This window comes from Mesorhizobium sp. M0698, from assembly GCF_040320455.1.
Classification (GTDB): Bacteria; Pseudomonadota; Alphaproteobacteria; order Rhizobiales; family Rhizobiaceae; genus Mesorhizobium.
The window spans coordinates 95,781-115,749 of sequence record NZ_JAMYPQ010000003.1; the positions used below are offsets into that span (position 1 = coordinate 95,781).

Genomic DNA, 19,969 nt, shown 5'->3' on the forward strand with positions numbered 1-19,969 from the left:
TGTTCCCTGCCTAAGGCCGGCCTTGCCCGCAACAGTGGCAAGTGGCGAACCAACTCTCAGGCAGCTTCCGACAGCGATTTGTGAGCGTCGGCCAGGATCTCGAACGAGCGCACCCGCGCCGCATGGTCGAAAATCTGCGCTGTGACCATCAGCTCGTCGGCCCCTGTGCGGCGCACAAACGCCTCGATGCCTTGCCTGACCGTTTCCGGGGAGCCGACGGCGGCGCAGGAAAGCGCCTGGCCGAGCATGGTCTTGGCCATTGGATCGAGGTCGCGCTCATATCCTTCGACCGGCGGCGGCAATCGGCCGGGCCGGCCGGTGCGCAGATTGACGAAGGCCTGCTGCAGCGAGGTGAACAACAGCCGCGCCTCGGCATCGGAAGGAGCGGCGAAGACGTTGAGGCCGAGCATCACATAAGGCTTGTCGAGCTGCTCCGAAGGCTGGAAACGCGAGCGGTAGATCTCCAGAGCATGGTCGAGCTCGGCCGGCGCAAAATGCGAAGCGAAGGCGTAGGGCAGGCCGAGCATGGCGGCAAGCTGCGCGCCGTAGAGGCTGGAACCGAGAATCCAGATCGGCACCTTTTCGCCTTCGCCGGGCACCGCGCGGATGCGTTGGCCGTCTTCGGCCGGCTGCAAGTAACCCATCAGCTCGACGACGTCCTGCGGGAAATTGTCGGCGCCAGCGTCGAGGTTACGGCGCAGCGCCCGTGCCGTGGCCATGTCGGTGCCGGGCGCCCGGCCGAGGCCGAGATCGATGCGGCCAGGATGCAGAGCGTTAAGCGTACCGAACTGCTCGGCGATGACCAGCGGCGAATGATTGGGCAGCATGATGCCGCCGGCGCCGACGCGTATCGTATTGGTGCCGCCGGCCACATGGGCAATGACCACCGAGGTGGCGGCGCTGGCGATGCCCGGCATATTGTGGTGCTCTGCCAGCCAATAGCGCCGGTAACCCAGCCGCTCGGCATGACGGGCGAGATCGAGCGAATTGGCGAGTGACTGTGAAGCGTTGCTGCCTTCGACGATCGGCGACAGGTCGAGAACGGAAAGAACGGTCATCGGCGCGGGTTTCCTGTGGGCCGAAGGGATGTAGGAAGCCGTTGCCGAGGCGGCAAATTCAAAATGTTGATGGAGCGCTGAGGGCACAACGGACGTGCGACCGATGCAAGGTCGTGATCTGCCCCATCGGGGGGACGCTTTTGACCCTTTAAGCCGCTACTTTTTCACCTCGGGAATCTCTTCGTCCTCGATCGCTGCCGTATGCTGCGCCGCCAGGAAATTGCCGACATGACTGAGGCCGTCGAAATGATCGCAGAACACCTTGATGACGACCAGCAGCGGCACCGCCAGCAGCGCGCCGACAAAACCCCACAGCCACGACCAGAAGGCGATGGCGATGAGGATCGCCACTGCGTTGATTTCGAGACGGCGGCCGACCACCGTCGGCGTCACGAACTGGCCTTCGACGACATCGCACATAAGGACGAAGGCCGGCGCCAGCAGCGCATAGGAAATCGTGTCGAAGCTTATCAGCGCGATGATCGTAACCAGCGTGATGGTGGTCAGCGCCCCGATATAGGGCAGGAAATTGAGCAGAGCCGCTGCCGCGCCCCAGACCTGCGCGTTGGGCACGCCGAGCGCCCACAGGCCGAGCCCGATGACCACGCCGAGACATGTATTGATGACCGTGACAGTAAGCAGATAATGCGAGATTTCACGTTCTACGTCGTAGACGACGCGCAGCGCCCGCTTCTTTTCGCTGAGACTGGGGAAGGACTGGACGATCTTTTCATAGAACATCGTGCCCGAGGCGAGCAGGAACAGCGACAGGACGAAGACGATGGTAACGCTGGCGCCGGCCGACAGCACATTGCCGGCGGCCTGCGAGAGAATACCGGATGGCGCCGTCGCCACCCTCTGAACGCCCGGCTCCTGGGATGTCTGTGTCAGGCCCTCGATCTGGCGCGAAATCTCCACGATCCGTTCGAACGGACGGCGCAGTTGTGCCAGACGTTCGGTAAGCTGCTGGCCGATCGTCGAGGTGTTGTTGATGAGGTCGATGACCGGGCCGCTGAGCAGATATCCCGCGACGGCGACGAGGCAGAACGAAAGCAGCACCAACAGTGTCGCTGAAATGACATCGGGCATGCCATGCTTGCGCAGGAAGCGAACGATCGGCGTCAGCGTCAGCGCCAGCAGGAAAGCCAGAATGACCGGCATGAAGAAGGCGCGGGCGAAGTAAAGCGCGTAGATCGCCATGAGAATGAAGATGCCGACGAGCAGCGAACGCATCAGATGCGCATCCGCCCGCGCCTCGACGCGCGGATCCGGGCTTTCGGCAGCGCTTGCGCCCGAAGCGTCGGGTTCGGCTTTCATTCTGACCCTCGGCGGCACACCGCGATTGGTGCAGACCGTTGGCGAAAACGCCTCTGTCGCTTCAAGGTTCCGTTAGCCGGCGTCACCGGCAAGGCCGCCTCGCGGCCTTGGCAATGAATCAGGTGACTGGGAATCAGGCAACCGGCGCCGCCACGGCGGGAACGGCCTTCGCAGTTTCCCGGCGCACGATCGGCGCCACTTTGGTGCCGTAGAGTTCGATGGCCTTCATCACCTTGGCGTGCGGCATGGTGCCGATCGCCATTTGCAGCAGGAAGCGGTCGTTGCCGAATATCCTGTGCTGGGCAATGATCTTCTCGGCCACCTGTTCTGGATTGCCGACGAACAGCGCGCCGTTTGGGCCGCGCGATTGGTCGAAATGCGCCCGCGATGTCGGCCCCCAGCCGCGCTCGCGGCCGATGCGGTTCATCACCTCGGCCTGCGGCCCGTAAAAATCGTCGGCTGCCTGATCCGTGGTGTCGGCAATGAAGCCGTGCACATTGAGACTGGTGGCAAGGCTTGCCGGATCGTTGCCGGCGCGCCTGGCTGCATCCCTGTAGATATCGAACAGCGGTGCGAACCGCGCCAGCTCGCCACCGATGATCGCCAGTGCCAGCGGCAACCCGAGCACGCCCGCGCGGGCGACGGATTGCGGTGTTCCACCGACGGCGATCCAGATCGGCAATTTGTCCTGCAAGGGCCGCGGATAGACGCCGCGGTCGTTGATCGGCGCGCGCAGATTGCCCGACCAGGTCACCTTGACATGATCGCGGATGGCGAGCAGCAGGTCGAGCTTCTCGGCGAAGAGCTCGTCATAATCTTCGAGATTGTAGCCGAACAGCGGAAAGGACTCGATGAACGAGCCGCGCCCGGCCATGATCTCGGCACGGCCGCCGGACAGAAGATCGAGGGTGGCAAACTGCTGGAAGACGCGCACCGGATCGTCGGACGACAGCACGGTGACAGCGCTGGTCAGCCTTATGCGCTTGGTCCGTTCGGCCGCCGCCGCCAGCGCCACCACCGGAGCCGAGGCAGCATAGTCGGGACGGTGGTGCTCGCCGAGACCAAAGACGTCCAGCCCGACCTGGTCGGCGAGCTCGATCTCCTCGATCAAATTGCGCAACCGCTCATGCGCACCGATCGCACCGGGACCCGGTTCCGGGCTGACGTCGGCGAAGGTGTAGAGACCGAGTTCCATAGTGTGTCATCCCAGCGTTTTGTCTTGGCGCTACACGTAGCGATCTGTCCGCCGCCCCGCCAGATGCCTGGATGGTGAACAGTGCGGGTGCTTTCAGCCGAATTCAATCGAAATGGCGTCTCCCGGTTGCAACAGATCAGAATTTCATGGCTGGCATACCGTTTTGGCGCTTGAACTCTCGGTTTTCACGCGTATGTAAGCCTCGCAAATTGACTTCAGGGAAGTGGACTTGGCTATCTATAGGGAAAAAGACGTTTTCGAGCGGCGCAATGCCGCAAACGAGGCAAAGAAGGCGCTTCTGGAGCGCTTCAAGGCAAAGCCGGCGCCAGATGATCCAGCGGTGCTGGCACGACAGGCCGAGCGCAAGGCGATCCTCGAGGCCCGCGCGATACGCGAGGCCGAAAAGGCCAGGCTGAAGCAGGAAAAGCTGGCGCGCGAAGCGGCCGAAAAGGCCGAGCGCGAGGCAGCTGCCGAAGCGGCACGCATCGCCGCGGAAGAAGCCGCACAGGCCGAAGCGAAGATCCGGGAAGCTGAAGAGAACGAGCGGATCGCCCGTTTTCTTGCCGACGAGGCCGAACGCAAGGCCAAGCGTGACGCACGCTATGCGGCGCGCAAGCAGCGCACCGGCAGGACGCCGCCCGGCTTCTCCGCGCGATAGCGCCTTCCGGCACTGATCAGCCGAATTCAAGAATCAGGGCCGCCTTGCAGCGGCCCCGAACGCGCTCGTCCGTCAGAATCGGCTAAGCCGCGGGCTTCAGTCCCATGATGCCGCAGACGATTAGCGCGATGCAGGCCAGCCTGATCGCCGTCGCTGGCTCGCCGAGCAGCCATATCCCAACAGCGCCGTGCCGACGGTGCCGATGCCGGTCCACACCGCGTAAGCGGTGCCGACCGGTAATGCCTTCAGCGCCAGGCCGAGCAAGGTCAGGCTGACGATCATCGAGGCTACCGTCAGGACGGTCGGCAGCGGCTTCGAGAATCCGTCGGTGTATTTGAGGCCGATCGCCCAGCCGATCTCGAACAGGCCGGCGAGGAACAGGAAATCCACGACATCGGAACGCTCCGTTTCGATGGCTTCCGGGCGATTTCTTGAAAAGCGCAAAAATTGCCTTCGCCGCATCCATAGGGGATGCGCGTGAGCTTAGTGAACAATCATACCGGCCGCGTTTGCGGCCGGTCGAAATAAGCCGAAACGGTAGCTGCGGCCCTACTTGTCCTTCAGCTTCATCGCCTTCACCGGCGGTGCCTTCAGGGCCGGCGCCGGAGCGGGTTTCTTCGCGTCCTTCTTCGGCTTGCGGGCTTCCTTGCCTGCCTTCATCGCACCCTTAGCCATGATTCGTTCCTCCAGTTGACGTCTGGCGAAGTGAAACAAGAGAAAACGCTCGACTGCAAGAGGCCGCTGCCGTGCAGTCGCCCTGGCCGATGGCTGTCAACCGGTTTCTAATTCCCTCGTAAACCGCAGCGGTCCGTGCCATGGTCTTCTTCGCACTGCAGCATCAGCCCTTGCGTTTCGCCGGCTGATGATCAGGCAGGCCGGTCAGGACGACAATGCGGATCCACATCGGTTGCCAGATGAGCTTCGACTTCCCGCAGGAAACACCGCTGATCGCGATGCTAAACGTCCATTATTCGCGCGCATCCGATCTTGAGCGGCCGGACTTCCTGACGTCGAACCCGCCGGTGCCGATCGAAAGCTACCGCGACAGTTTCGGCAATTGGTGCAACCGTTTCGTTGCGCCGGCCGGGCGCTTTGCGTTCGGCACGGACGCGGTGATCCGCGACGCCGGCTCCTTCGAGACGCGCGAGCTGACGGCGTGGCAGCACGAGGTGCGCGATCTGCCATCGGAGACGCTGCTGTTCCTGCTGCCCAGCCGTTATTGCGAGAGCGACGTGCTGTCGAATGAAGCGTGGCGGCTGTTCGGCAGCACCCCGCTCGGCATTCCGCGCGTCCAGGCGGTCTGCGACTTCGTCCATAACCACATCGTCTTCAACTATTTCAATGCACGGCCGACGCGCACCGCCGCCGAGGCCTATCGCGAGCAGAGTGGTGTATGCCGCGACTTTGCTCACCTCGCTGTTGCCTTCTGCCGCGCCCTGAACATTCCGACCCGCTACTGCACCGGCTATATCAGTGATATCGGCCTGCCAAAGCCGTGGTCGGACATGGATTTCGCCGCTTGGATGGAGGTCTATCTCGGCGGCCGCTGGCACGCGTTCGACCCGCGCAATAACGCGCCGCGCATCGGCCGCATCCTGATTGCCTCCGGACGCGATGCCGCCGATGTGCCGCTGACCCACATTTTTGGGCCGGGCGCGCTGGCTGGCTTCAAGGTCTGGACGGACGAGGTCGTCGAATAGCCCCGCGCCGCCCTTTTTAACAACTGACCTTGTGAACAACTGGGCACTTCGGGCGTTGTGAGAGCTGTGGAGCGTGGGCGGGCGCTCCGCCAATCTCGGTGCATCAACCAAGGCAGCACACCATGGCGGCGCATGGCGGGTCGAAAAAAGTGATCTATGCGGCGCTCGCCGGAAATCTTGCGATCGCACTGACCAAATTTGCCGCTGCCTTGTTCACGGGCAGCTCGGCAATGCTCTCGGAAGGCGTCCACTCGCTCGTCGATACCGGCAATGGCAGCCTGCTGCTTTACGGCATGCACCGTGCCTCCCGGCCGGCCGACCGCACGCATCCGCTCGGCCATGGCCGCGAGCTGTACTTCTGGAGCTTCATCGTCGCGCTCCTCGTCTTTGCACTGGGTGCCGGCATATCGTTCTACGAAGGCGTGACGCACATCATGGCGCCGGAGCCGATCGCCAACGCCAAGGTGAACTACGCTGTCCTTGGCCTTTCCTTTCTCTTCGAAGGCACCTCTTGGCTGGTGGCGCTGAAGGAATTCCGCCACCAAAAAGGCAGCCACGGCTGGCTTGAGGCGGTGCAGCTCAGCAAGGATCCGAGTGTCTACACCGTACTCTTCGAGGACAGCGCGGCACTTCTCGGCCTCGTTGTCGCCTTCGCCGGGATATCGGCGGCGGAACTGCTGGACATGCCGAAGCTCGACGGCGCCGCGTCGATCGGCATCGCGCTCATCCTGGGCGGGACCGCGATCTTCCTGGCGCGCGAAAGCAAGAGCCTGCTGCTCGGCGAGCCGGCCTCGCCCGAGGTGCAAACAGAGGTGCTGGCCATCGTCCAGCAGGACCCGGCGGTGCAACGGGCAAATGGCGTGCTGACGCTGCATATGGGTCCGCAGGAGATCGTCGCCGCTTTGAGCATCGAGTTCGAGGATCATTTGTCGGCGCCGGAGATAGAGACCTGTGTCGAGCGCCTCGAGACGCGGCTGAAAGCGGAGATGCCGGAGGTGACGCGGCTGTTCGTCAAGCCGCAGACCACCGGCACCTGGGAACGCCGGAGCAAGGCCTTGGCGGCGTCCGGAGGGGAACCGGCCTGAGGAAAATGGCTGCGCCATCGGGCAGTCCCGGTTATGATTGCGGGCAAAAGCTCCAGGAGGAACGAAGATGAAAATCGACGGCGCGTGTCATTGTGGCGCTATCACTTACGAGGCCGAAGTCGATCCGGAAAAGACCACCATTTGTCACTGCATCGATTGTCAGAAGCTAACCGGAACGGCCTTTCGCGTCACCGTGCCGGCGTCCGAGGACAATTACAGGATCACCAAGGGCACGCCGAAGATCTACATCAAGACCGGTTCGAGCGGCGCCAAGCGCGCCCAGGCATTTTGCGGTGAGTGCGGCTCGCATCTCTACGCCACGTCGGCGGGCGAGGGACCGAAGGTTTACGGTATCAGGGTCGGCACGGCACGGCAGCGCGAGCAACTGGTGCCGAGAAAGCAGATCTGGCACCGCTCGGCGCTGCATTGGCTGCCGGAATTCGAAGGCACAACCATCATCGAGGAGCAGTAGCGCCAGACCCGGGCGAAGCCTCCGGTTCCGGCGTAGCTCTCAATCGTCGCCTTCGACGACCCTTAGCCTCAACTGCCCGGTTTTCGAATCGGCGACGCGCGGGCTGCTTTCCGCTTTTGCTCCGCTGCCATTCGAACCAGCGGTGTCCTCCGCCGGCTGCACGCCAAACTCCAGCGCCTCGATCTTTTGTCCGCGCCTGGTCACCTTCGATGTCGAGACCAGAATGTCGTCGATATCCTTGGCCGATTGGCCGAAATGCGTCTGCAATTTGCGCACCCGCTCGTCGAGCCGGGAGACGTCTTCCATCAGCCGGATAACCTCGCCCTGGATCAGGTGTGCCTGCTCGCGCATGCGGGCATCCTTGAGGATTGCCTGGATGACCTGGATCGACAGCATCAAAAGCGATGGCGAGACGATGACGATCCGCGATCGATGCGCCTTTTGGACAACGGCCTCGAAATTCTCATGGATTTCGGCGAACACCGATTCTGAGGGCACGAACATGAAGGCGGTGTCCTGCGTCTCGCCCTGGATCAGGTATTTTTCGGAAATATCCCGGACATGCACCTCGATGTCGCGGCGGAAAGCCTGTGCAGCGGACTTCTGCAGGTCGGCGCCTTCGGCGGCACGGATGGCATTCCACGCCTCGAGCGGAAACTTTGCGTCGATGGCAAGCGACGGTGCGCCGTTCGGCATCTTCACCAGGCAGTCGGGCCGGCTGCCATTCGACAAGGTCGCCTGGAATTCATAGGCGCCGTGCGGCAATCCGTCGGCGACGATGGCTTCCATGCGCGACTGGCCGAAGGCGCCGCGCGTCTGCTTGTTGGAAAGGATCGCCTGCAATTGCACGACCTGGCCGGCCAGCGACTGGATGTTGCCTTGCGCGATATCGATGACCGCCAGCCGTTCCTGCAGCTTGGCGAGGCTCTCATGCGTCGATCTCGTCTGCTCGGTCATGGTCTGGCCCAGGCGGCCGGTCATGGCATCGAGACGCTGGCCGATCGACTGTGTCAGTTCCGCCTGGCGCGCCCCGAACACTTCGGCGATGGCGCCCATGCGGCCCTGCATTTCCGCCTGGCTTGCCAAGATACCAGCCATCCGCACCTCGGCGTCGCGGGCGTGGTCGGCGGCTTCGGCGGCCGCCACTGCACGCGCCTTGGCCGATCGCCAGAGCGCAACGACGAGCGCCACGAACAGGCCGAGGAACAGCATTGCGCCGAAACCCAGGGCTTGGCCGAGCGTGATCGTGGTGGCGCCGAGGCGGGCGACAGGTTCGGACAGGATGGTGGCCAGATCGTTCATGTCGACAGCATAGATGATTCGGTCTGCCGGCACAGATCAAAACGTGAACGACCCGAAGGCGCCCCGGTTGACGCTTTTCCTGCGAGGTCTTAGGTGAGACGCCATGTCGATCAAGCCGCTTATCATCCTCCCCGATCCCGTCCTGCGCCAGGTTTCAAAACCGGTCGAGCGTGTCGACGGCGATCTGCGCAAACTGGCCGGCGACATGCTGGACACCATGTATGACGCGCCCGGTATCGGCCTCGCGGCGATCCAGGTTGGCGAACCCTTGCGCATGCTGGTGATCGACCTGGCCAAGGAGGACGAGACGCCGGCACCGCACGTCTTCATCAATCCCGAAATCCTCGAAAGCTCCGACCAGCGTTCGGTCTACGAGGAAGGCTGCCTGTCGATCCCGGATTACTATGCCGAGGTCGAGCGTCCGGCGGCGGTGCGGGTGAAGTTTCTCGACCGCGACGGCAAGCTGCAGGAGATCGAGGCCGAGGGGCTGATGGCGACCTGCCTGCAGCATGAAATCGACCACCTCAACGGCGTGCTGTTCATCGATCACATCTCCAAGCTGAAGCGCGACATGGTGGTCAAGAAATTCAAGAAGCTCGCCAGGGACAAGGCGCCGGGCAAGATGGTGGGGTAGGCGTCGACGAAATGCCCCTGCGTGTCATCTTCATGGGTACGCCTGAATTCTCCGTGCCGACGCTGCGGGCGATTGCCGGGGCCGGGCACGGGTTGACGGCCGTCTACACGCAGCCGCCGCGCGCCGGCGGCCGGCGCGGGCTCGAACTGACGCCGTCGCCGGTGCAGCGCGAGGCGGAGCGGCTTGGCATCGAGGTGCGGTCGCCGGTGTCGCTGAAGAGCGAGGCGGAGCAGGAGGCGTTCCGCGCCTTGCGCGCCGACGTCGCCGTGGTCGTCGCCTACGGATTGCTTCTACCCAAACCCATTCTCGAGGCGCCGCGGCTCGGTTGCCTCAACGGTCACGCATCGCTGTTGCCGCGCTGGCGCGGCGCTGCCCCTATCCAGCGCGCCATCATGGCCGGCGATACCGAAACGGGCATTATGGTGATGCGGATGGAGGAAGGCCTCGACACCGGGCCGGTGGCAATGGTTGAAAAATGTCCCATTGGACCCGACATGACGGCCGGCGATCTGCACGACCGGCTGATGGTCCTCGGTGCTGCGCTGATCGTGCAAGCGCTCGAACGGCTGGAGCGGAATACGCTGACATTTACCACACAGGCGGAGGTGGGGGTGACCTACGCCAAGAAAATCGATAAATCGGAGACTCGCATAGACTGGCTGCGACCTGCCGGCGACGTGCACAACCAGATTCGCGGCCTGTCGCCCTTTCCCGGTGCATGGTGCGAGGCCGAAATCGGCGGCCACGTGGAACGGCTGAAACTGCTTCGCTCGACGCTCTCGCAAGGCGCCGGCGAACCGGGAGGAATTCTCGATGACCGTCTGACGGTCGCCTGCGGGTCAGGCGCGATCAGGCTGGTCGAAGTTCAACGTGCGGGCGCAAGGCCCATTGCCGCGCAGGAGTTTCTGCGCGGGGCCAAGCTCGAAAAAGGAATGAAATTGTCATGAGCATGATGTCCATACGCGCGGCGACGCCGCGGGACCGCGAGGCGATCCGCCTTGTCGAAGAACACGCGTTCGGCCAGCAGACGGAGGCCGGATTGGTCGACGCGCTGGTCACCGGCGGTGATGCCGTCGTCGAACTGGTGGCGGACGAAGACGGGCAAGTGGTCGGCCATATCCTGTTTTCACGGCTCTTCGTGCAGAATGGCGGCAAGAGTTTCCCGGCGGTGGCGCTGGCGCCTCTAGCGGTCGAGCCGTCGTTCCACGGCACCGGCATCGGCGGTGCCCTGGTACGCGAGGCTCATATCCGCCTGAAAGCTGCCGGCGAGACGCTCGCCGTGGTGCTCGGCGATCCGGCCTATTATGGGCGTTTCGGCTACAGCCGTGCCCGTGCCGCGAAATTCGACAGCGACTATCAGGGCGAAGCCCTGCAGGCGCTTGCCTGGGGCGAGGCGCCGGAGACCGGCAGGCTGGTCTACGCCTCGGCCTTCGGCTCAGCCCTTGCCGCCTGATTTCGCCTCGATCCGGGAATGCCGCGTTTTCGCCTCGACATCGAATATGACGGCAGTCTCTTCGCCGGCTGGCAGCGCCAGGCCAACCAGCCATCGGTGCAGCAGGCGATCGAGCAGGCGATCGAGAAGTTCTGTGGTCAGCAGGTTTCGCTGCGCGCCGCCGGCCGCACCGATGCCGGCGTCCATGCGACCGCTCAGGTGGCGCATGTCGATCTGATCAAGGCATGGCCCGGCGACAAGGTGCGCGACGCAGTCAACGCGCATCTGCAAGCGGCCAAGGTGCGCATCGCCATCCTGAAGGCCGCCGTCGTGCCGGATGGCTTCGATGCGCGTTTCTCGGCGATCGGCCGCCATTACCTCTACCGCATCGTCAATCGCCGCGCGCCGGCGGCGCTCGACAAGGGCAAGATCTGGTGGGTACCGAAGCAGCTCGATGCCGGTGCCATGCACGAGGCGGCAAAGGTGCTGCTTGGCCGGCATGATTTCACCACCTTCCGCTCGACCCAGTGCCAAGCCACCAGCCCCGTCCGCACGCTCGACCGGCTGGATGTCAGCCGGGCGGGCGATTTCATTGAGGTCCGCGCTTCGGCGCGGTCATTCCTGCACAACCAGGTGCGCTCGATGGTCGGCTCGCTCAAACGTGTCGGCGAAGGCGGCTGGACTGTTGCCGACCTCAAGGCGGCGCTTGAGGCGCGCGACCGTGCCGCCTGCGGTCAGGTGGCGCCGCCCGACGGGCTGTTTCTCGTCGGCGTCGATTATCCGACGCCTGGCTGATCCGGAACGCTGATCCCGAGCAGCGCCTGCAGGCCGAACAGGACGATCAGCGACGCCACGAACATGCCGGCAAAAACGGCGCTGCCGGCGGCCGCACCCCTGCCGATCGCAACGTTGGTCATCCGCCAGGTCAAGACCATCGACAGCGCGAACAACAGCAGCGACACGAGTCCGGAGACTTCGTTGGCCGACGTCAGGAAAAGCCGGATCAACGCCGATGGCAGCATCATCCAGGCGATGATCGCCGAGGCCCAATTGCTGGCCACGACATAATGGACGAAACGGCCGCCGACGCCGACCCGCGGCGCCACCAGGGCGAGGCCTATGAGCGGCAGCACCCAGGCGCCGATATCGACGGTGGCCAGGCGGATCAACATGCTGAAACGGCCGACGAATGCGTTGGGATCGCCGATCTCGTTGGCAATACCGACCCAGCCGACGATCAGTGCCGGCGCCGCGACGACGATGGCAAAAAAGGAGTTCCAGAAACCGTCCGCCGAAAGGTCGAGCAGGCGAAATCCGTCGGCCTTGCCGAGCATCAGCCGCCAGGCACCGGCAAGCGAAGCGTAGGTTTCATCCGCTGAAAGCATCACTAGGATATGTCCTGCGCAAACCAGTCTTCAACGAAGCGCAGATAAATCTGCGTCAGCGTCTCGAGGTCGGCAATCGCCACGCGTTCGTCGACCATGTGCATGGTCTTGCCGACAAGGCCGAATTCGACCACCGGACAATAATCCTTGATGAAGCGGGCATCGGAGGTGCCGCCGGAGGTGGAGAGCGCCGGCTCTCTGCCGGTCACCGCCATGATCGAGCCGCCAAGCGTCTCGATCAACCTGTCGTCGCGTGTCAGGAAAACATGGCTCGGCCCGTCGCGCCAGACGATCTCGTAGTCGACCGGCGTCTTCTTGCCGGCGCGGTATTTCTTGCGTTTCGCCGCCCGGTCGAGGCGGTTGTGGATCTCGGCTTGGATCGTCTCGACGGTCCATGTGTCGTTGAAGCGAATATTGAAGGTAGCCGCCGCCTTCGCTGGGATGACGTTGGTGGCAGGGTTGCCAACATCGATGGAGGTGACCTCAAGATTGGTCGGCTGGAAATCCCTTGTTCCGTTGTCGAAGACGGGGTCAAGCAAGGCGTCGACCAGCGTCACCAGGCCGCGCACGGGATTGTCGGCTAGCTGCGGATAGGCGGCGTGTCCCTGGCGGCCGTTGACGACGACCGTGCCGGAGAGCGAGCCGCGCCGGCCGATCTTGATCATATCGCCGAGCGCGTCGGGATTGGTCGGCTCGCCGACGATCGCAGCATGCCATTTCTCACCCTTGACAGCCGCCCATTCGAGCAGTTTCGTCGTGCCGTTGATCGCCGGCCCTTCCTCGTCGCCGGTTATCAGCAGCGAGACCGAACCCTTCGGGCCGCCCTTCTGCGCAATATGTCGCCCTACCGCCGCGACGAAACAAGCAATGCCGCCCTTCATGTCGACGGCGCCGCGGCCGAACATCTCGCCATTGGCGATGTCGGCGGCAAAGGGCGGGTGCGTCCAGGCTGTTTCATCGCCCACCGGCACGACATCGGTATGGCCGGCAAACATCAGATGCGGGCCGTTGCCGGAACGCCGCGCGTAAAGGTTCTCTATGTCAGGTGTGCCGGATTCGGAAAACACCGGGCGCTCGACGGCAAAGCCGAGCGGCTTCAACATTTCTTCCAGCGCGCTCAGCGCACCGCCTTCGGCGGGCGTCACGGAAGCGCAGCGGATGAGAGCAGCCAGATTTCTGGTCGGATCGGTAGGCAGCGTCATGGGCAAAAGCGATAGTCGAAAGCGCAAGGCCTGTCACGGCCAGACATAAGGGCCAGCCATGCCGCCGACATTATGGTTTTCATGCCGTATAGTTGCGGCCAGGCCTCTCGACCAGGACAGGGCCATCGCATGATCACGCATGGCAGGACGATCGTAATCGCCGGTGCCGGCAGTATCGGATGCTACGCCGGCGGCTGCCTGATACTTGCCGGACGAAAGGTGGTTCTGCTGGCGCGGCCTCGCATCGAGAAGGCGCTGCAAAAAGGTGGATTGCGCATCACCGACCGTGATGGCCGCGACCGATCCGTCAAGCCGGAGGCATTGTCGGTCACCGCCGATCCGGCCGCGGCATTCCCCGGTGCCGATGTCATCCTGCTAACGGTCAAGAGCGGCGCGACGCAGGACATGGCCGGGCTTATTGCGGCCCATGCCCGACCGGATGCGGTGGTACTCAGTCTGCAGAACGGCGTCGACAATGCCGATAAGTTGCGAGCCCATCTCGCCGCCCGGCGGGTGCTCGCGGGCATGGTGCCGTTCAACGTGGTCCAATCGGCGGAGGGCGAATTGCCGCTTCGTCTGCACCGCGCCAGCGGCGGCAAGGTGATGATCGAACAGGGTCCGACAGGCCTTGACGAACTGCTTGACGTTGAGGGCTTTGCCGTTGCCACGCATGGTGACATCGAAGCGGTGCTATGGGGCAAGCTGCTGCTCAACCTCAACAACGCGCTGGTGGCGCTTTCCGGCCTGCCGCTGGCGGCAGAGCTTGCCGATCGCCGCTGGCGGCTGATCCTGGCCGGCCAGATCGACGAAGCATTGGCGGCAATGATGGCGACGGGCATCGAACCCGCTCGCATCGCCGGCCTGCGTCCCGCGCTGCTGCCGAAAGTGCTTCGCCTGCCCGACTGGCTGTTCAAGTTCTTGGCGCGGCGGATGCTTGCCATCGACCCTGCCGCGCGTTCGTCGATGTGGGATGACCTTCAGCGCCGCCGGCCGACGGAGATCGGCGAACTGCAAGGCGCGGTCCTGCGTTTGGCCGAAAAGGCCGGCACGCCGGCGCCGTTGCTGAAGCATGTTACGGCACTGGTGCGCGCGGCCGAGCAGAAGAGGCGCGGATCGCCCTGCCAGACGCCGGAAGCCGTTGTCGCGACCGTCAGATCGTAGCCCGCACAGGCGCCCAGTAACGGCCCTTGCCGGTGCGCTTGGCCTCGTAGAGCGCATGGTCGGAACAGGTGAGCAGGATTTCCGGATCGCCTCCGTCGGCGGGTGCGCATGCGCTGCCGACGCTCAAGCCGACATGGATGGCGGAGCCGACCCCGAGGTCGAAGGGGACCGAGACCTTTTCGATGGCCCGCTTTGCCAGGTAGGTGGCCTCGATCTCCGAGGTTGCGGGCAAAAGAATGACGAATTCGTCTCCGCCGATACGGAAGACCACGTCCCCCGGACGGAAGCCGCGCTTCAATCGTTCGGCCACCTTGCGCAGCAGCACGTCGCCGACGGCGTGGCCAAAACGGTCGTTGACCTGTTTGAAACCGTCGAGATCCATGCTGAGCACTGCAAACGGCTTGCCGCCATTGGCGGCCGGCGCCGCAAGGTCGCGGCACATGTCGCGCAATTTCTCCTGCAGGAAGATGCGGTTTGGCAGGCCGGTCAGCGCGTCCTTGATGGCCAGGTCGCGATTGTCCAGTTCGGCGCGGATCATGCGGGCATTGATTGCGTGGTTCTGAAGCAGCACGATGATGACGCCGGCCACATAGAACGGCGTTTGAATTCCGACGATCGGCATTCCGGGCGCCGCAGAAAACAATGCACCGACCACGTAAGGCAGGCTTACGGCCAACATGACGAATATGGCGAAGCGCGGGGTCGCCGCATTGCGTGACGACACCACGCCGACGACGCCTGCGACATTCAAGGCGGCAAGTACGGAAAGCGCCATATTCCCGCTGGCAACACAGCCATAGCAGCCGAGGCCGAAAACGACCGACCAGACGCCGCTGGCTGCCATCAGGCCCGCCAGCGGCCCTTTCGAGCCGCGCCTGCGGGCCTGCTCGCATTCCCGCATCAGCAGAACGCGGACGGTGAAAAGCATCAGGTCGGCGGCAATCCAGGCGTAGGGCCACCAATCCCCGGTGGCAAGAGCGGCGCTGACCGCAACCAACAGAACGCTGATGGTGCCGAACAGGACCGCGAATTTGCGCTCGAAGGTGGTGTCGAGAAGCCGGGCGCGGACAGCTTCCGGTTCCAATTTCATCGGCGAAGAGAACCAGGCAAACAGGCGAGCGGCGGCGCTCCACGTTTTGCGCGGCTCGTTGGTGGTCAGGGATAGGTCGCTTGCCAGTCGAGCGCTCCGTGCCGGTCGACACAGTCTTCGCCGGCATGCTGGGCCAGGGTGATTAACATTCGCTTAGAGCATCCGGCGCAAAACCGGGCTTTCGGAACTCCCCGTTCCGCCGCTCTGGAGCAATTCCAGGAAAAGTGTGAAGCGGTTTTCCGTCCGGAATTGCGTCAAAACAAAAAGATAGAGCGGTTCGGCGTTTCTGCGAAACGATGAACCGTTCTAGCGGATCTGCCGCCGGATGGCCGGTTTTAGCTTGCCGGCCCCGGTTGTCTGCGGACTGCAGGCCGACGCGGCGGACCCGGCTCGGGATAGGTCTTCGCCGCACGTGCCGGCTGCCCATGAGGGGTTTCGATCAGCGTGATCTTCTGCCAGATCTTTCGCGAGAGGCTCGAAGCCAGGTTCTCGATGTCGTTGACGCCGTCGATGACCACGGCGTCATTGACCGACTGCGCAAACAGCGCGGCGATCTTGCCGGTGATCGACAGCATCTCGGAGCAGTAGTCGAGATAGCGGGCAAGGTCGGCGGCGTTGGTGATGCGGGCTGGCGAATGCGCAGTCGGCTTGAAACTGGCTGAAAGCGTTGCCGGATCCTTGGTCAGCTGGTGCATGTCGATGACGTCGGATCAGCGAACGCAGCCCGTGGAGCTGGCGAAACACCCGCTTGCGCTTGATCCGCTCCTCGGAGCGAATCAGGGCCAGAAAGCCCAGCACCGCGAGGATGATCATGTTGAGGGAGGCTTCGATGCCTTGCATCGACTGGAAGGCATCGTGGTTTCCCGAGATGCGGCCGAGCGGCAGGATTGTGCCGACGAACAGGAACATCAGCGCTCCGACGACGAAGGCGGCGATGATGAGGCCGCGCAGCCACCAGATCGGCGCCTCCAGCGCCTTGGCTGCCTTTGCCAGATCGCGCGACAGCGACACGAGCTCGGCGGCGACGCCGCGCAAGCCGGCATCGGGAAAACGCTCGGCGACGCGCTCTTCCAGCCGTTCGGCGGTTTCGAGGATCAGTTTCGAATCAAGCGAGCGGTAGCGCATGACGAAATATCCGATCGGCGCTCAGGGTTCGGCCGGTGCGTTGGTGCGCTTGCCGTAGCGGTTGGGTCCCGGCTGCCCGGGAAATAGGCAAAGCACGAGGAAAGCGATAATCGAGACAACCGGCACGAACAGCACCAGCGCCGCAACGCCCGGCTTGTCGAGGTCGTGCAACCGCTTCACCGCCAGCACCACGTTCGACCAAAGCGAGGCAATGAAGGCGATGAAGAAAATGAACGACCACATGTTGCTCTCGGTAGTGCCTTCCGGAACCAGCGTGAAACGGTAGAGTGGGAGGGCCTGTATGATGGCCACCAGCAGTCCTCCCAGAAAATAGGCCGCGCGGCTGACGCGGCCCGAAGTTCTGAAGAAAAGCCAGATGAGGTCTGATCTGTCAGGCAAGCGAATTCCGTCCGTATTCGTTGAGAAAGATCAATCGCGCAGCAATTCGTTGATCGATGTCTTGGAACGGGTTCTGGCGTCGACCCGCTTGACGATGACGGCGCAGTAGAGGCTGGGGCCGGGCTCGTTGTTTGGAAAAGGCTTGCCCGGCAGCGAGCCGGCGACGACGACGGAATTAGGCGGCACCTCGCCGTAGAAGATCTCGCCGGTGGCGCGGTCGACGATCTTGGTCGACTGGCCGATGAAGACGCCCATGCCGAGCACCGAGCCTTCGCGCACGATGCAGCCTTCGACCACTTCGGAACGGGCGCCGATGAAGCAATTGTCCTCGATGATGGTTGGGCCGGCCTGCATCGGCTCCAGCACACCGCCGATGCCGACGCCGCCCGACAGATGCACATTCTTGCCGATCTGGGCACAGGAGCCGACCGAAGCCCAGGTGTCGACCATGGTGCCGCTGTCGACATAGGCGCCGATATTGACGAAGGACGGCATCAGCACGGCGCCGGGCGCGACATAGGCGGAGCGGCGCACGATCGACGACGGCACGGCGCGGAAGCCCGCCTTCTCAAAATCGACGGCGCTCCAGCCGTCGAACTTCGAAGGCACCTTGTCCCACCATACCGCCTGACCGGGACCGCCCTTTATGATCTCCATCGGGGTGAGCCGGAACGACAGCAGCACCGCTTTCTTCAGCCACTGGTTGACGTGCCATTTGCCGTCGGCCTGCCGCTCGGCGACGCGGGCGACGCCCCGGTCGAGCAGGTCGAGCGCCGATTGGATGGCCTCGCGCGTCTCGCCGCGGGTTGCGGTCGAAATCGTGTCGCGTTCCTCGAAGGCGTTCTCGATAATCTCCTCGAGGCTCGCGAGATCGGGCTTCGACATGAATTCGCTCCATTACCAAGCTGTTAAGGGCCGGCGCCTTAACCTGTTTGAAAGTCGCGCGGACCCTATGTGAAGGCTTGGGGAGGGTCAATCGCGGCAGCGTCACGGGACGGCGCAGGTGAATGATTGGACGGGTAAAGCAAATATGACTCCCATGGAAAAGACGGGATGGACGCCGCTGCCGCATTCGGACGAGGATCTGGAGCGGTCGAGAAGCGTGCCGGACACGCCGCAAACGCGCGCGGAGACATACCGGCTGGCCTGGAACGATCCCGATTTCATGACGCGGCGCGAGTTGCGCGCGGTCAGGCTGCAGCTCGAACTGCTGAAACCGGAGATGATCCTGGCCGAGCGCGGCATCCAATCGACCGTCATCCTGTTCGGCGGCGCCCGCATTCCCGAGCCCGGCGGCGAAGCCTGGGCGGCCAAGAACGAGACGCAGAAGAAGAACCTCGAGCAAAACAGCAAATATTACGAGGAGGCGCGCAAATTCGCCCGCCTCTGCTCGCAGCAATCGGCCACCTCGTACTTTCGCGAATTCGTCGTGGTGACCGGCGGCGGGCCGGGCGTCATGGAGGCCGGCAATCGTGGCGCCGACGATGTTGGCGCGCCGTCGATCGGTCTCAACATCGTGCTGCCGCACGAGCAGGCGCCAAACGCCTACGTGACGCCGGAACTCTGCTTCAACTTCCACTATTTCGCGGTCCGCAAGATGCATTTCGTCATGCGTGCCAAGGCCGTTGCGGTATTTCCAGGCGGCTTCGGCACGATGGACGAGTTCTTCGAAACGCTGACCCTGATCCAGACCGGCCGCATGGAACGCGTGCCGGTCATCCTGTTCGGCAAGGCTTTCTGGGCAAGGGCGATCGACCTCGATTTCCTCGCCGAGCAAGGCACGATCACGCCCGGCGACCAGGATATCATCGATTTCGTCGACACTGCCGACGAGGCCTGGGGGATCGTCAGCCGCTTCTATAAACTTTGACATGCAAGCAAGGACTTGAAGCGCGCCGGCTGCCTCAAGCAGGGACTTCCACGATCGCCGTGAGAAAGCCGGCGAGGTCGTCGGTGACGAAGTCCACATCGTCCTCGTTGGCCGGGTCGCGTTCCCAGATTTCCGAGAAGGTCGGCTCGAAATTGCGCGGCACCACCAACACTGTGGTCATGCCCAGCGATTTCGGCACCGACAGGTTGCGGGCAAGATCTTCGAACATCACCGCATTTTGCCCGGTAACGGCGTGGAGTTCGGCAAATTTCTCATAGGATTGCCGCGCCGGCTTGGGGTTCAGTCCGGCTGCGACGATATCGAAAATATCATCGAAATGCTCGAGAATGCCCAACTGCCGCGCGGTGCGTTCGGCATGCCGGCGATCGCCATTGGTGAAGATGAATTTACGGCCGGGAAGCTGGCGAATGGCGGTGCCTAGGACGGGATCTGGAACCAGCCAGGAATAATCGATGTCGTGGACCTTCTCGAGAAAATCGTCGGGGTCGATGCCGTGGCGCGTCATCAATCCGTTCAGCGTCGTGCCATATTCGCGGTAGAGCTCCTTTTGCAGCTTGCGTGCTTCCTCGCGCGGCAGCGTCAGCAATTCTCCGACGTAGGCGGTCATCTTCACATCGATCTGCGAAAACAGATTCGAATGATGCGGATAAAGCGTGTTGTCGAGATCGAACACCCAGTCGGTGACATGGGCAAAGCGGGCGGGGTCGGGAAGTGTGGTCATACGTCCTTATGGCACGAAACGATCTTTCTAACAGGAGGTTTATCCACAACCTATGCGCGCCCTGGGTGGTAAAAATGGCGCCATGATTAAAATCTTAAGGATCGCCGAAAGGTGACATTCAGCGCTTTGCTGGAACCAAGAC

General features: G+C 63.2%; 21 protein-coding genes and 2 pseudogenes. 10 read left to right on the forward strand and 13 right to left on the reverse strand.

The features are described from left to right. Positions 1-56 precede the first annotated feature (56 nt). The 3 genes from NKI16_RS08125 to NKI16_RS08135 all read right to left on the reverse strand — a co-directional run bounded on the left by NKI16_RS08125 (position 57) and on the right by NKI16_RS08135 (position 3,570). Complete coding sequence (locus NKI16_RS08125) at positions 57-1,058, reverse strand: LLM class flavin-dependent oxidoreductase (RefSeq protein WP_352568533.1); 1,002 nt, start codon at positions 1,056-1,058, stop codon at positions 57-59. 156 nt (positions 1,059-1,214) lie between these two features. After that, positions 1,215-2,375 carry an AI-2E family transporter gene (locus NKI16_RS08130; protein ID WP_023676958.1) on the reverse strand — a complete coding sequence of 387 codons (1,161 nt, stop codon included), beginning with the start codon at positions 2,373-2,375 and terminating at the stop codon, positions 1,215-1,217. 133 nt (positions 2,376-2,508) lie between these two features. Continuing rightward, a complete protein-coding gene (locus tag NKI16_RS08135) occupies positions 2,509-3,570 on the reverse strand; it encodes an LLM class flavin-dependent oxidoreductase (RefSeq protein WP_352620590.1) in 1,062 nt (353 codons plus the stop codon). A gap of 229 nt (positions 3,571-3,799) precedes the next feature. On the opposite strand from NKI16_RS08135, the gene NKI16_RS08140 reads away from it, so the two are divergent. After that, positions 3,800-4,228, forward strand: a complete 429-nt coding sequence (locus tag NKI16_RS08140; protein WP_023676956.1) for a DUF6481 family protein — start codon at positions 3,800-3,802, stop codon at positions 4,226-4,228. A gap of 82 nt (positions 4,229-4,310) precedes the next feature. Here the strand turns inward: NKI16_RS08140 and sugE are convergent. Together sugE and NKI16_RS08150 are read right to left on the reverse strand one after the other, a co-directional pair. Beyond that, positions 4,311-4,623: pseudogene (gene sugE / locus NKI16_RS08145) on the reverse strand (quaternary ammonium compound efflux SMR transporter SugE). A gap of 154 nt (positions 4,624-4,777) precedes the next feature. Next, positions 4,778-4,903 (reverse strand): hypothetical protein, encoded by a 126-nt coding sequence (locus tag NKI16_RS08150; protein WP_013528464.1) that lies wholly within the window; start codon positions 4,901-4,903, stop codon positions 4,778-4,780. A gap of 215 nt (positions 4,904-5,118) precedes the next feature. Between NKI16_RS08150 and NKI16_RS08155 the strand changes: the two genes are divergently transcribed. The 3 genes from NKI16_RS08155 to NKI16_RS08165 all read left to right on the forward strand — a co-directional run bounded on the left by NKI16_RS08155 (position 5,119) and on the right by NKI16_RS08165 (position 7,485). After that, positions 5,119-5,928, forward strand: coding sequence for a transglutaminase-like domain-containing protein (locus NKI16_RS08155; RefSeq protein WP_352568530.1), 810 nt, complete (start codon positions 5,119-5,121; stop codon positions 5,926-5,928). 122 nt (positions 5,929-6,050) lie between these two features. Then, entirely contained in the window at positions 6,051-7,013 is a 963-nt protein-coding gene (locus NKI16_RS08160; protein ID WP_352568529.1) for a cation diffusion facilitator family transporter, read from the forward strand. Positions 7,014-7,080: 67 nt separating this feature from the next. Continuing rightward, positions 7,081-7,485, forward strand: coding sequence for a GFA family protein (locus tag NKI16_RS08165; protein ID WP_023676952.1), 405 nt, complete (start codon positions 7,081-7,083; stop codon positions 7,483-7,485). Positions 7,486-7,524: 39 nt separating this feature from the next. On the opposite strand, the gene NKI16_RS08170 is transcribed toward NKI16_RS08165, so the two are convergent. Further along, a complete protein-coding gene (locus NKI16_RS08170) occupies positions 7,525-8,787 on the reverse strand; it encodes a DNA recombination protein RmuC (RefSeq protein WP_352568528.1) in 1,263 nt (420 codons plus the stop codon). Positions 8,788-8,890: 103 nt separating this feature from the next. On the opposite strand from NKI16_RS08170, the gene def reads away from it, so the two are divergent. Genes def through truA form a run of 4 tightly spaced genes read left to right on the forward strand, consistent with a single transcriptional unit; the run spans position 8,891 to position 11,648 of the window. Next, positions 8,891-9,421, forward strand: a complete 531-nt coding sequence (gene def, locus NKI16_RS08175) for a peptide deformylase (protein ID WP_023676950.1) — start codon at positions 8,891-8,893, stop codon at positions 9,419-9,421. Positions 9,422-9,438: 17 nt separating this feature from the next. Beyond that, positions 9,439-10,368 carry a methionyl-tRNA formyltransferase gene (gene fmt / locus NKI16_RS08180; RefSeq protein ID WP_352922682.1) on the forward strand — a complete coding sequence of 310 codons (930 nt, stop codon included), beginning with the start codon at positions 9,439-9,441 and terminating at the stop codon, positions 10,366-10,368. Then, positions 10,365-10,874 (forward strand): GNAT family N-acetyltransferase, encoded by a 510-nt coding sequence (locus NKI16_RS08185; RefSeq protein WP_352568527.1) that lies wholly within the window; start codon positions 10,365-10,367, stop codon positions 10,872-10,874. The genes fmt and NKI16_RS08185 overlap by 4 nt, the downstream gene beginning before the upstream one ends. Before the next feature lie 18 nt (positions 10,875-10,892). Next, the gene (gene truA / locus NKI16_RS08190) at positions 10,893-11,648 is read left to right on the forward strand and encodes a tRNA pseudouridine(38-40) synthase TruA (RefSeq protein WP_352568526.1); all 756 of its coding nucleotides are present in this window, start codon (positions 10,893-10,895) and stop codon (positions 11,646-11,648) included. On the opposite strand, the gene NKI16_RS08195 is transcribed toward truA, so the two are convergent. Then, positions 11,630-12,238, reverse strand: a complete 609-nt coding sequence (locus NKI16_RS08195; RefSeq protein WP_023677470.1) for a hypothetical protein — start codon at positions 12,236-12,238, stop codon at positions 11,630-11,632. The two genes, truA and NKI16_RS08195, sit on opposite strands and share 19 nt — an antisense overlap. Before the next feature lie 2 nt (positions 12,239-12,240). After that, on the reverse strand, positions 12,241-13,440 hold the full coding sequence (gene dapE / locus NKI16_RS08200; RefSeq protein ID WP_352568525.1) for a succinyl-diaminopimelate desuccinylase: 1,200 nt from the start codon (positions 13,438-13,440) through the stop codon (positions 12,241-12,243). Between the two features lie 129 nt (positions 13,441-13,569). On the opposite strand from dapE, the gene NKI16_RS08205 reads away from it, so the two are divergent. Further along, positions 13,570-14,601, forward strand: coding sequence for a 2-dehydropantoate 2-reductase (locus tag NKI16_RS08205; protein ID WP_352568524.1), 1,032 nt, complete (start codon positions 13,570-13,572; stop codon positions 14,599-14,601). Here the strand turns inward: NKI16_RS08205 and NKI16_RS08210 are convergent. The 4 genes and pseudogenes from NKI16_RS08210 to dapD form a co-directional block, all read right to left on the reverse strand. Beyond that, positions 14,591-15,691, reverse strand: coding sequence for a GGDEF domain-containing protein (locus tag NKI16_RS08210; protein WP_023677471.1), 1,101 nt, complete (start codon positions 15,689-15,691; stop codon positions 14,591-14,593). The genes NKI16_RS08205 and NKI16_RS08210 overlap by 11 nt on opposite strands. Before the next feature lie 335 nt (positions 15,692-16,026). Continuing rightward, positions 16,027-16,816: pseudogene (locus NKI16_RS08215) on the reverse strand (hypothetical protein). A gap of 21 nt (positions 16,817-16,837) precedes the next feature. Next, positions 16,838-17,215 carry a DUF805 domain-containing protein gene (locus NKI16_RS08220; RefSeq protein ID WP_023677473.1) on the reverse strand — a complete coding sequence of 126 codons (378 nt, stop codon included), beginning with the start codon at positions 17,213-17,215 and terminating at the stop codon, positions 16,838-16,840. 30 nt (positions 17,216-17,245) lie between these two features. Next, on the reverse strand, positions 17,246-18,100 hold the full coding sequence (gene dapD, locus NKI16_RS08225; RefSeq protein ID WP_352620596.1) for a 2,3,4,5-tetrahydropyridine-2,6-dicarboxylate N-succinyltransferase: 855 nt from the start codon (positions 18,098-18,100) through the stop codon (positions 17,246-17,248). A 145-nt stretch (positions 18,101-18,245) separates the two neighbouring features. On the opposite strand from dapD, the gene NKI16_RS08230 reads away from it, so the two are divergent. Further along, a complete protein-coding gene (locus NKI16_RS08230; RefSeq protein ID WP_352568521.1) occupies positions 18,246-19,085 on the forward strand; it encodes an LOG family protein in 840 nt (279 codons plus the stop codon). A 34-nt stretch (positions 19,086-19,119) separates the two neighbouring features. Here the strand turns inward: NKI16_RS08230 and NKI16_RS08235 are convergent, their stop codons facing one another. Further along, entirely contained in the window at positions 19,120-19,827 is a 708-nt protein-coding gene (locus tag NKI16_RS08235; protein ID WP_023677476.1) for a pyrimidine 5'-nucleotidase, read from the reverse strand. Positions 19,828-19,969: the final 142 nt, after the last annotated feature.

What these genes read in the sequence shown, in the direction of transcription:
- NKI16_RS08150 (WP_013528464.1), bottom strand. Translation starts at nt 4,903, where the DNA reads ATGGCTAAGGGTGCGATGAAGGCAGGCAAGGAAGCCCGCAAGCCGAAG.
- NKI16_RS08235 (WP_023677476.1), bottom strand. Translation starts at nt 19,827, where the DNA reads ATGACCACACTTCCCGACCCCGCCCGCTTTGCCCATGTCACCGACTGG.
- dapD (WP_352620596.1), bottom strand. Translation starts at nt 18,100, where the DNA reads ATGTCGAAGCCCGATCTCGCGAGCCTCGAGGAGATTATCGAGAACGCC.
- NKI16_RS08210 (WP_023677471.1), bottom strand. Translation starts at nt 15,691, where the DNA reads ATGAAATTGGAACCGGAAGCTGTCCGCGCCCGGCTTCTCGACACCACC.
- truA (WP_352568526.1), top strand. Translation starts at nt 10,893, where the DNA reads ATGCCGCGTTTTCGCCTCGACATCGAATATGACGGCAGTCTCTTCGCC.
- NKI16_RS08185 (WP_352568527.1), top strand. Translation starts at nt 10,365, where the DNA reads ATGAGCATGATGTCCATACGCGCGGCGACGCCGCGGGACCGCGAGGCG.
- NKI16_RS08135 (WP_352620590.1), bottom strand. Translation starts at nt 3,570, where the DNA reads ATGGAACTCGGTCTCTACACCTTCGCCGACGTCAGCCCGGAACCGGGT.
- NKI16_RS08155 (WP_352568530.1), top strand. Translation starts at nt 5,119, where the DNA reads ATGCGGATCCACATCGGTTGCCAGATGAGCTTCGACTTCCCGCAGGAA.
- NKI16_RS08230 (WP_352568521.1), top strand. Translation starts at nt 18,246, where the DNA reads ATGACTCCCATGGAAAAGACGGGATGGACGCCGCTGCCGCATTCGGAC.
- NKI16_RS08130 (WP_023676958.1), bottom strand. Translation starts at nt 2,375, where the DNA reads ATGAAAGCCGAACCCGACGCTTCGGGCGCAAGCGCTGCCGAAAGCCCG.
- NKI16_RS08160 (WP_352568529.1), top strand. Translation starts at nt 6,051, where the DNA reads ATGGCGGCGCATGGCGGGTCGAAAAAAGTGATCTATGCGGCGCTCGCC.
- NKI16_RS08170 (WP_352568528.1), bottom strand. Translation starts at nt 8,787, where the DNA reads ATGAACGATCTGGCCACCATCCTGTCCGAACCTGTCGCCCGCCTCGGC.
- NKI16_RS08205 (WP_352568524.1), top strand. Translation starts at nt 13,570, where the DNA reads ATGATCACGCATGGCAGGACGATCGTAATCGCCGGTGCCGGCAGTATC.
- def (WP_023676950.1), top strand. Translation starts at nt 8,891, where the DNA reads ATGTCGATCAAGCCGCTTATCATCCTCCCCGATCCCGTCCTGCGCCAG.
- NKI16_RS08195 (WP_023677470.1), bottom strand. Translation starts at nt 12,238, where the DNA reads ATGCTTTCAGCGGATGAAACCTACGCTTCGCTTGCCGGTGCCTGGCGG.
- NKI16_RS08125 (WP_352568533.1), bottom strand. Translation starts at nt 1,058, where the DNA reads ATGACCGTTCTTTCCGTTCTCGACCTGTCGCCGATCGTCGAAGGCAGC.
- dapE (WP_352568525.1), bottom strand. Translation starts at nt 13,440, where the DNA reads ATGACGCTGCCTACCGATCCGACCAGAAATCTGGCTGCTCTCATCCGC.
- NKI16_RS08165 (WP_023676952.1), top strand. Translation starts at nt 7,081, where the DNA reads ATGAAAATCGACGGCGCGTGTCATTGTGGCGCTATCACTTACGAGGCC.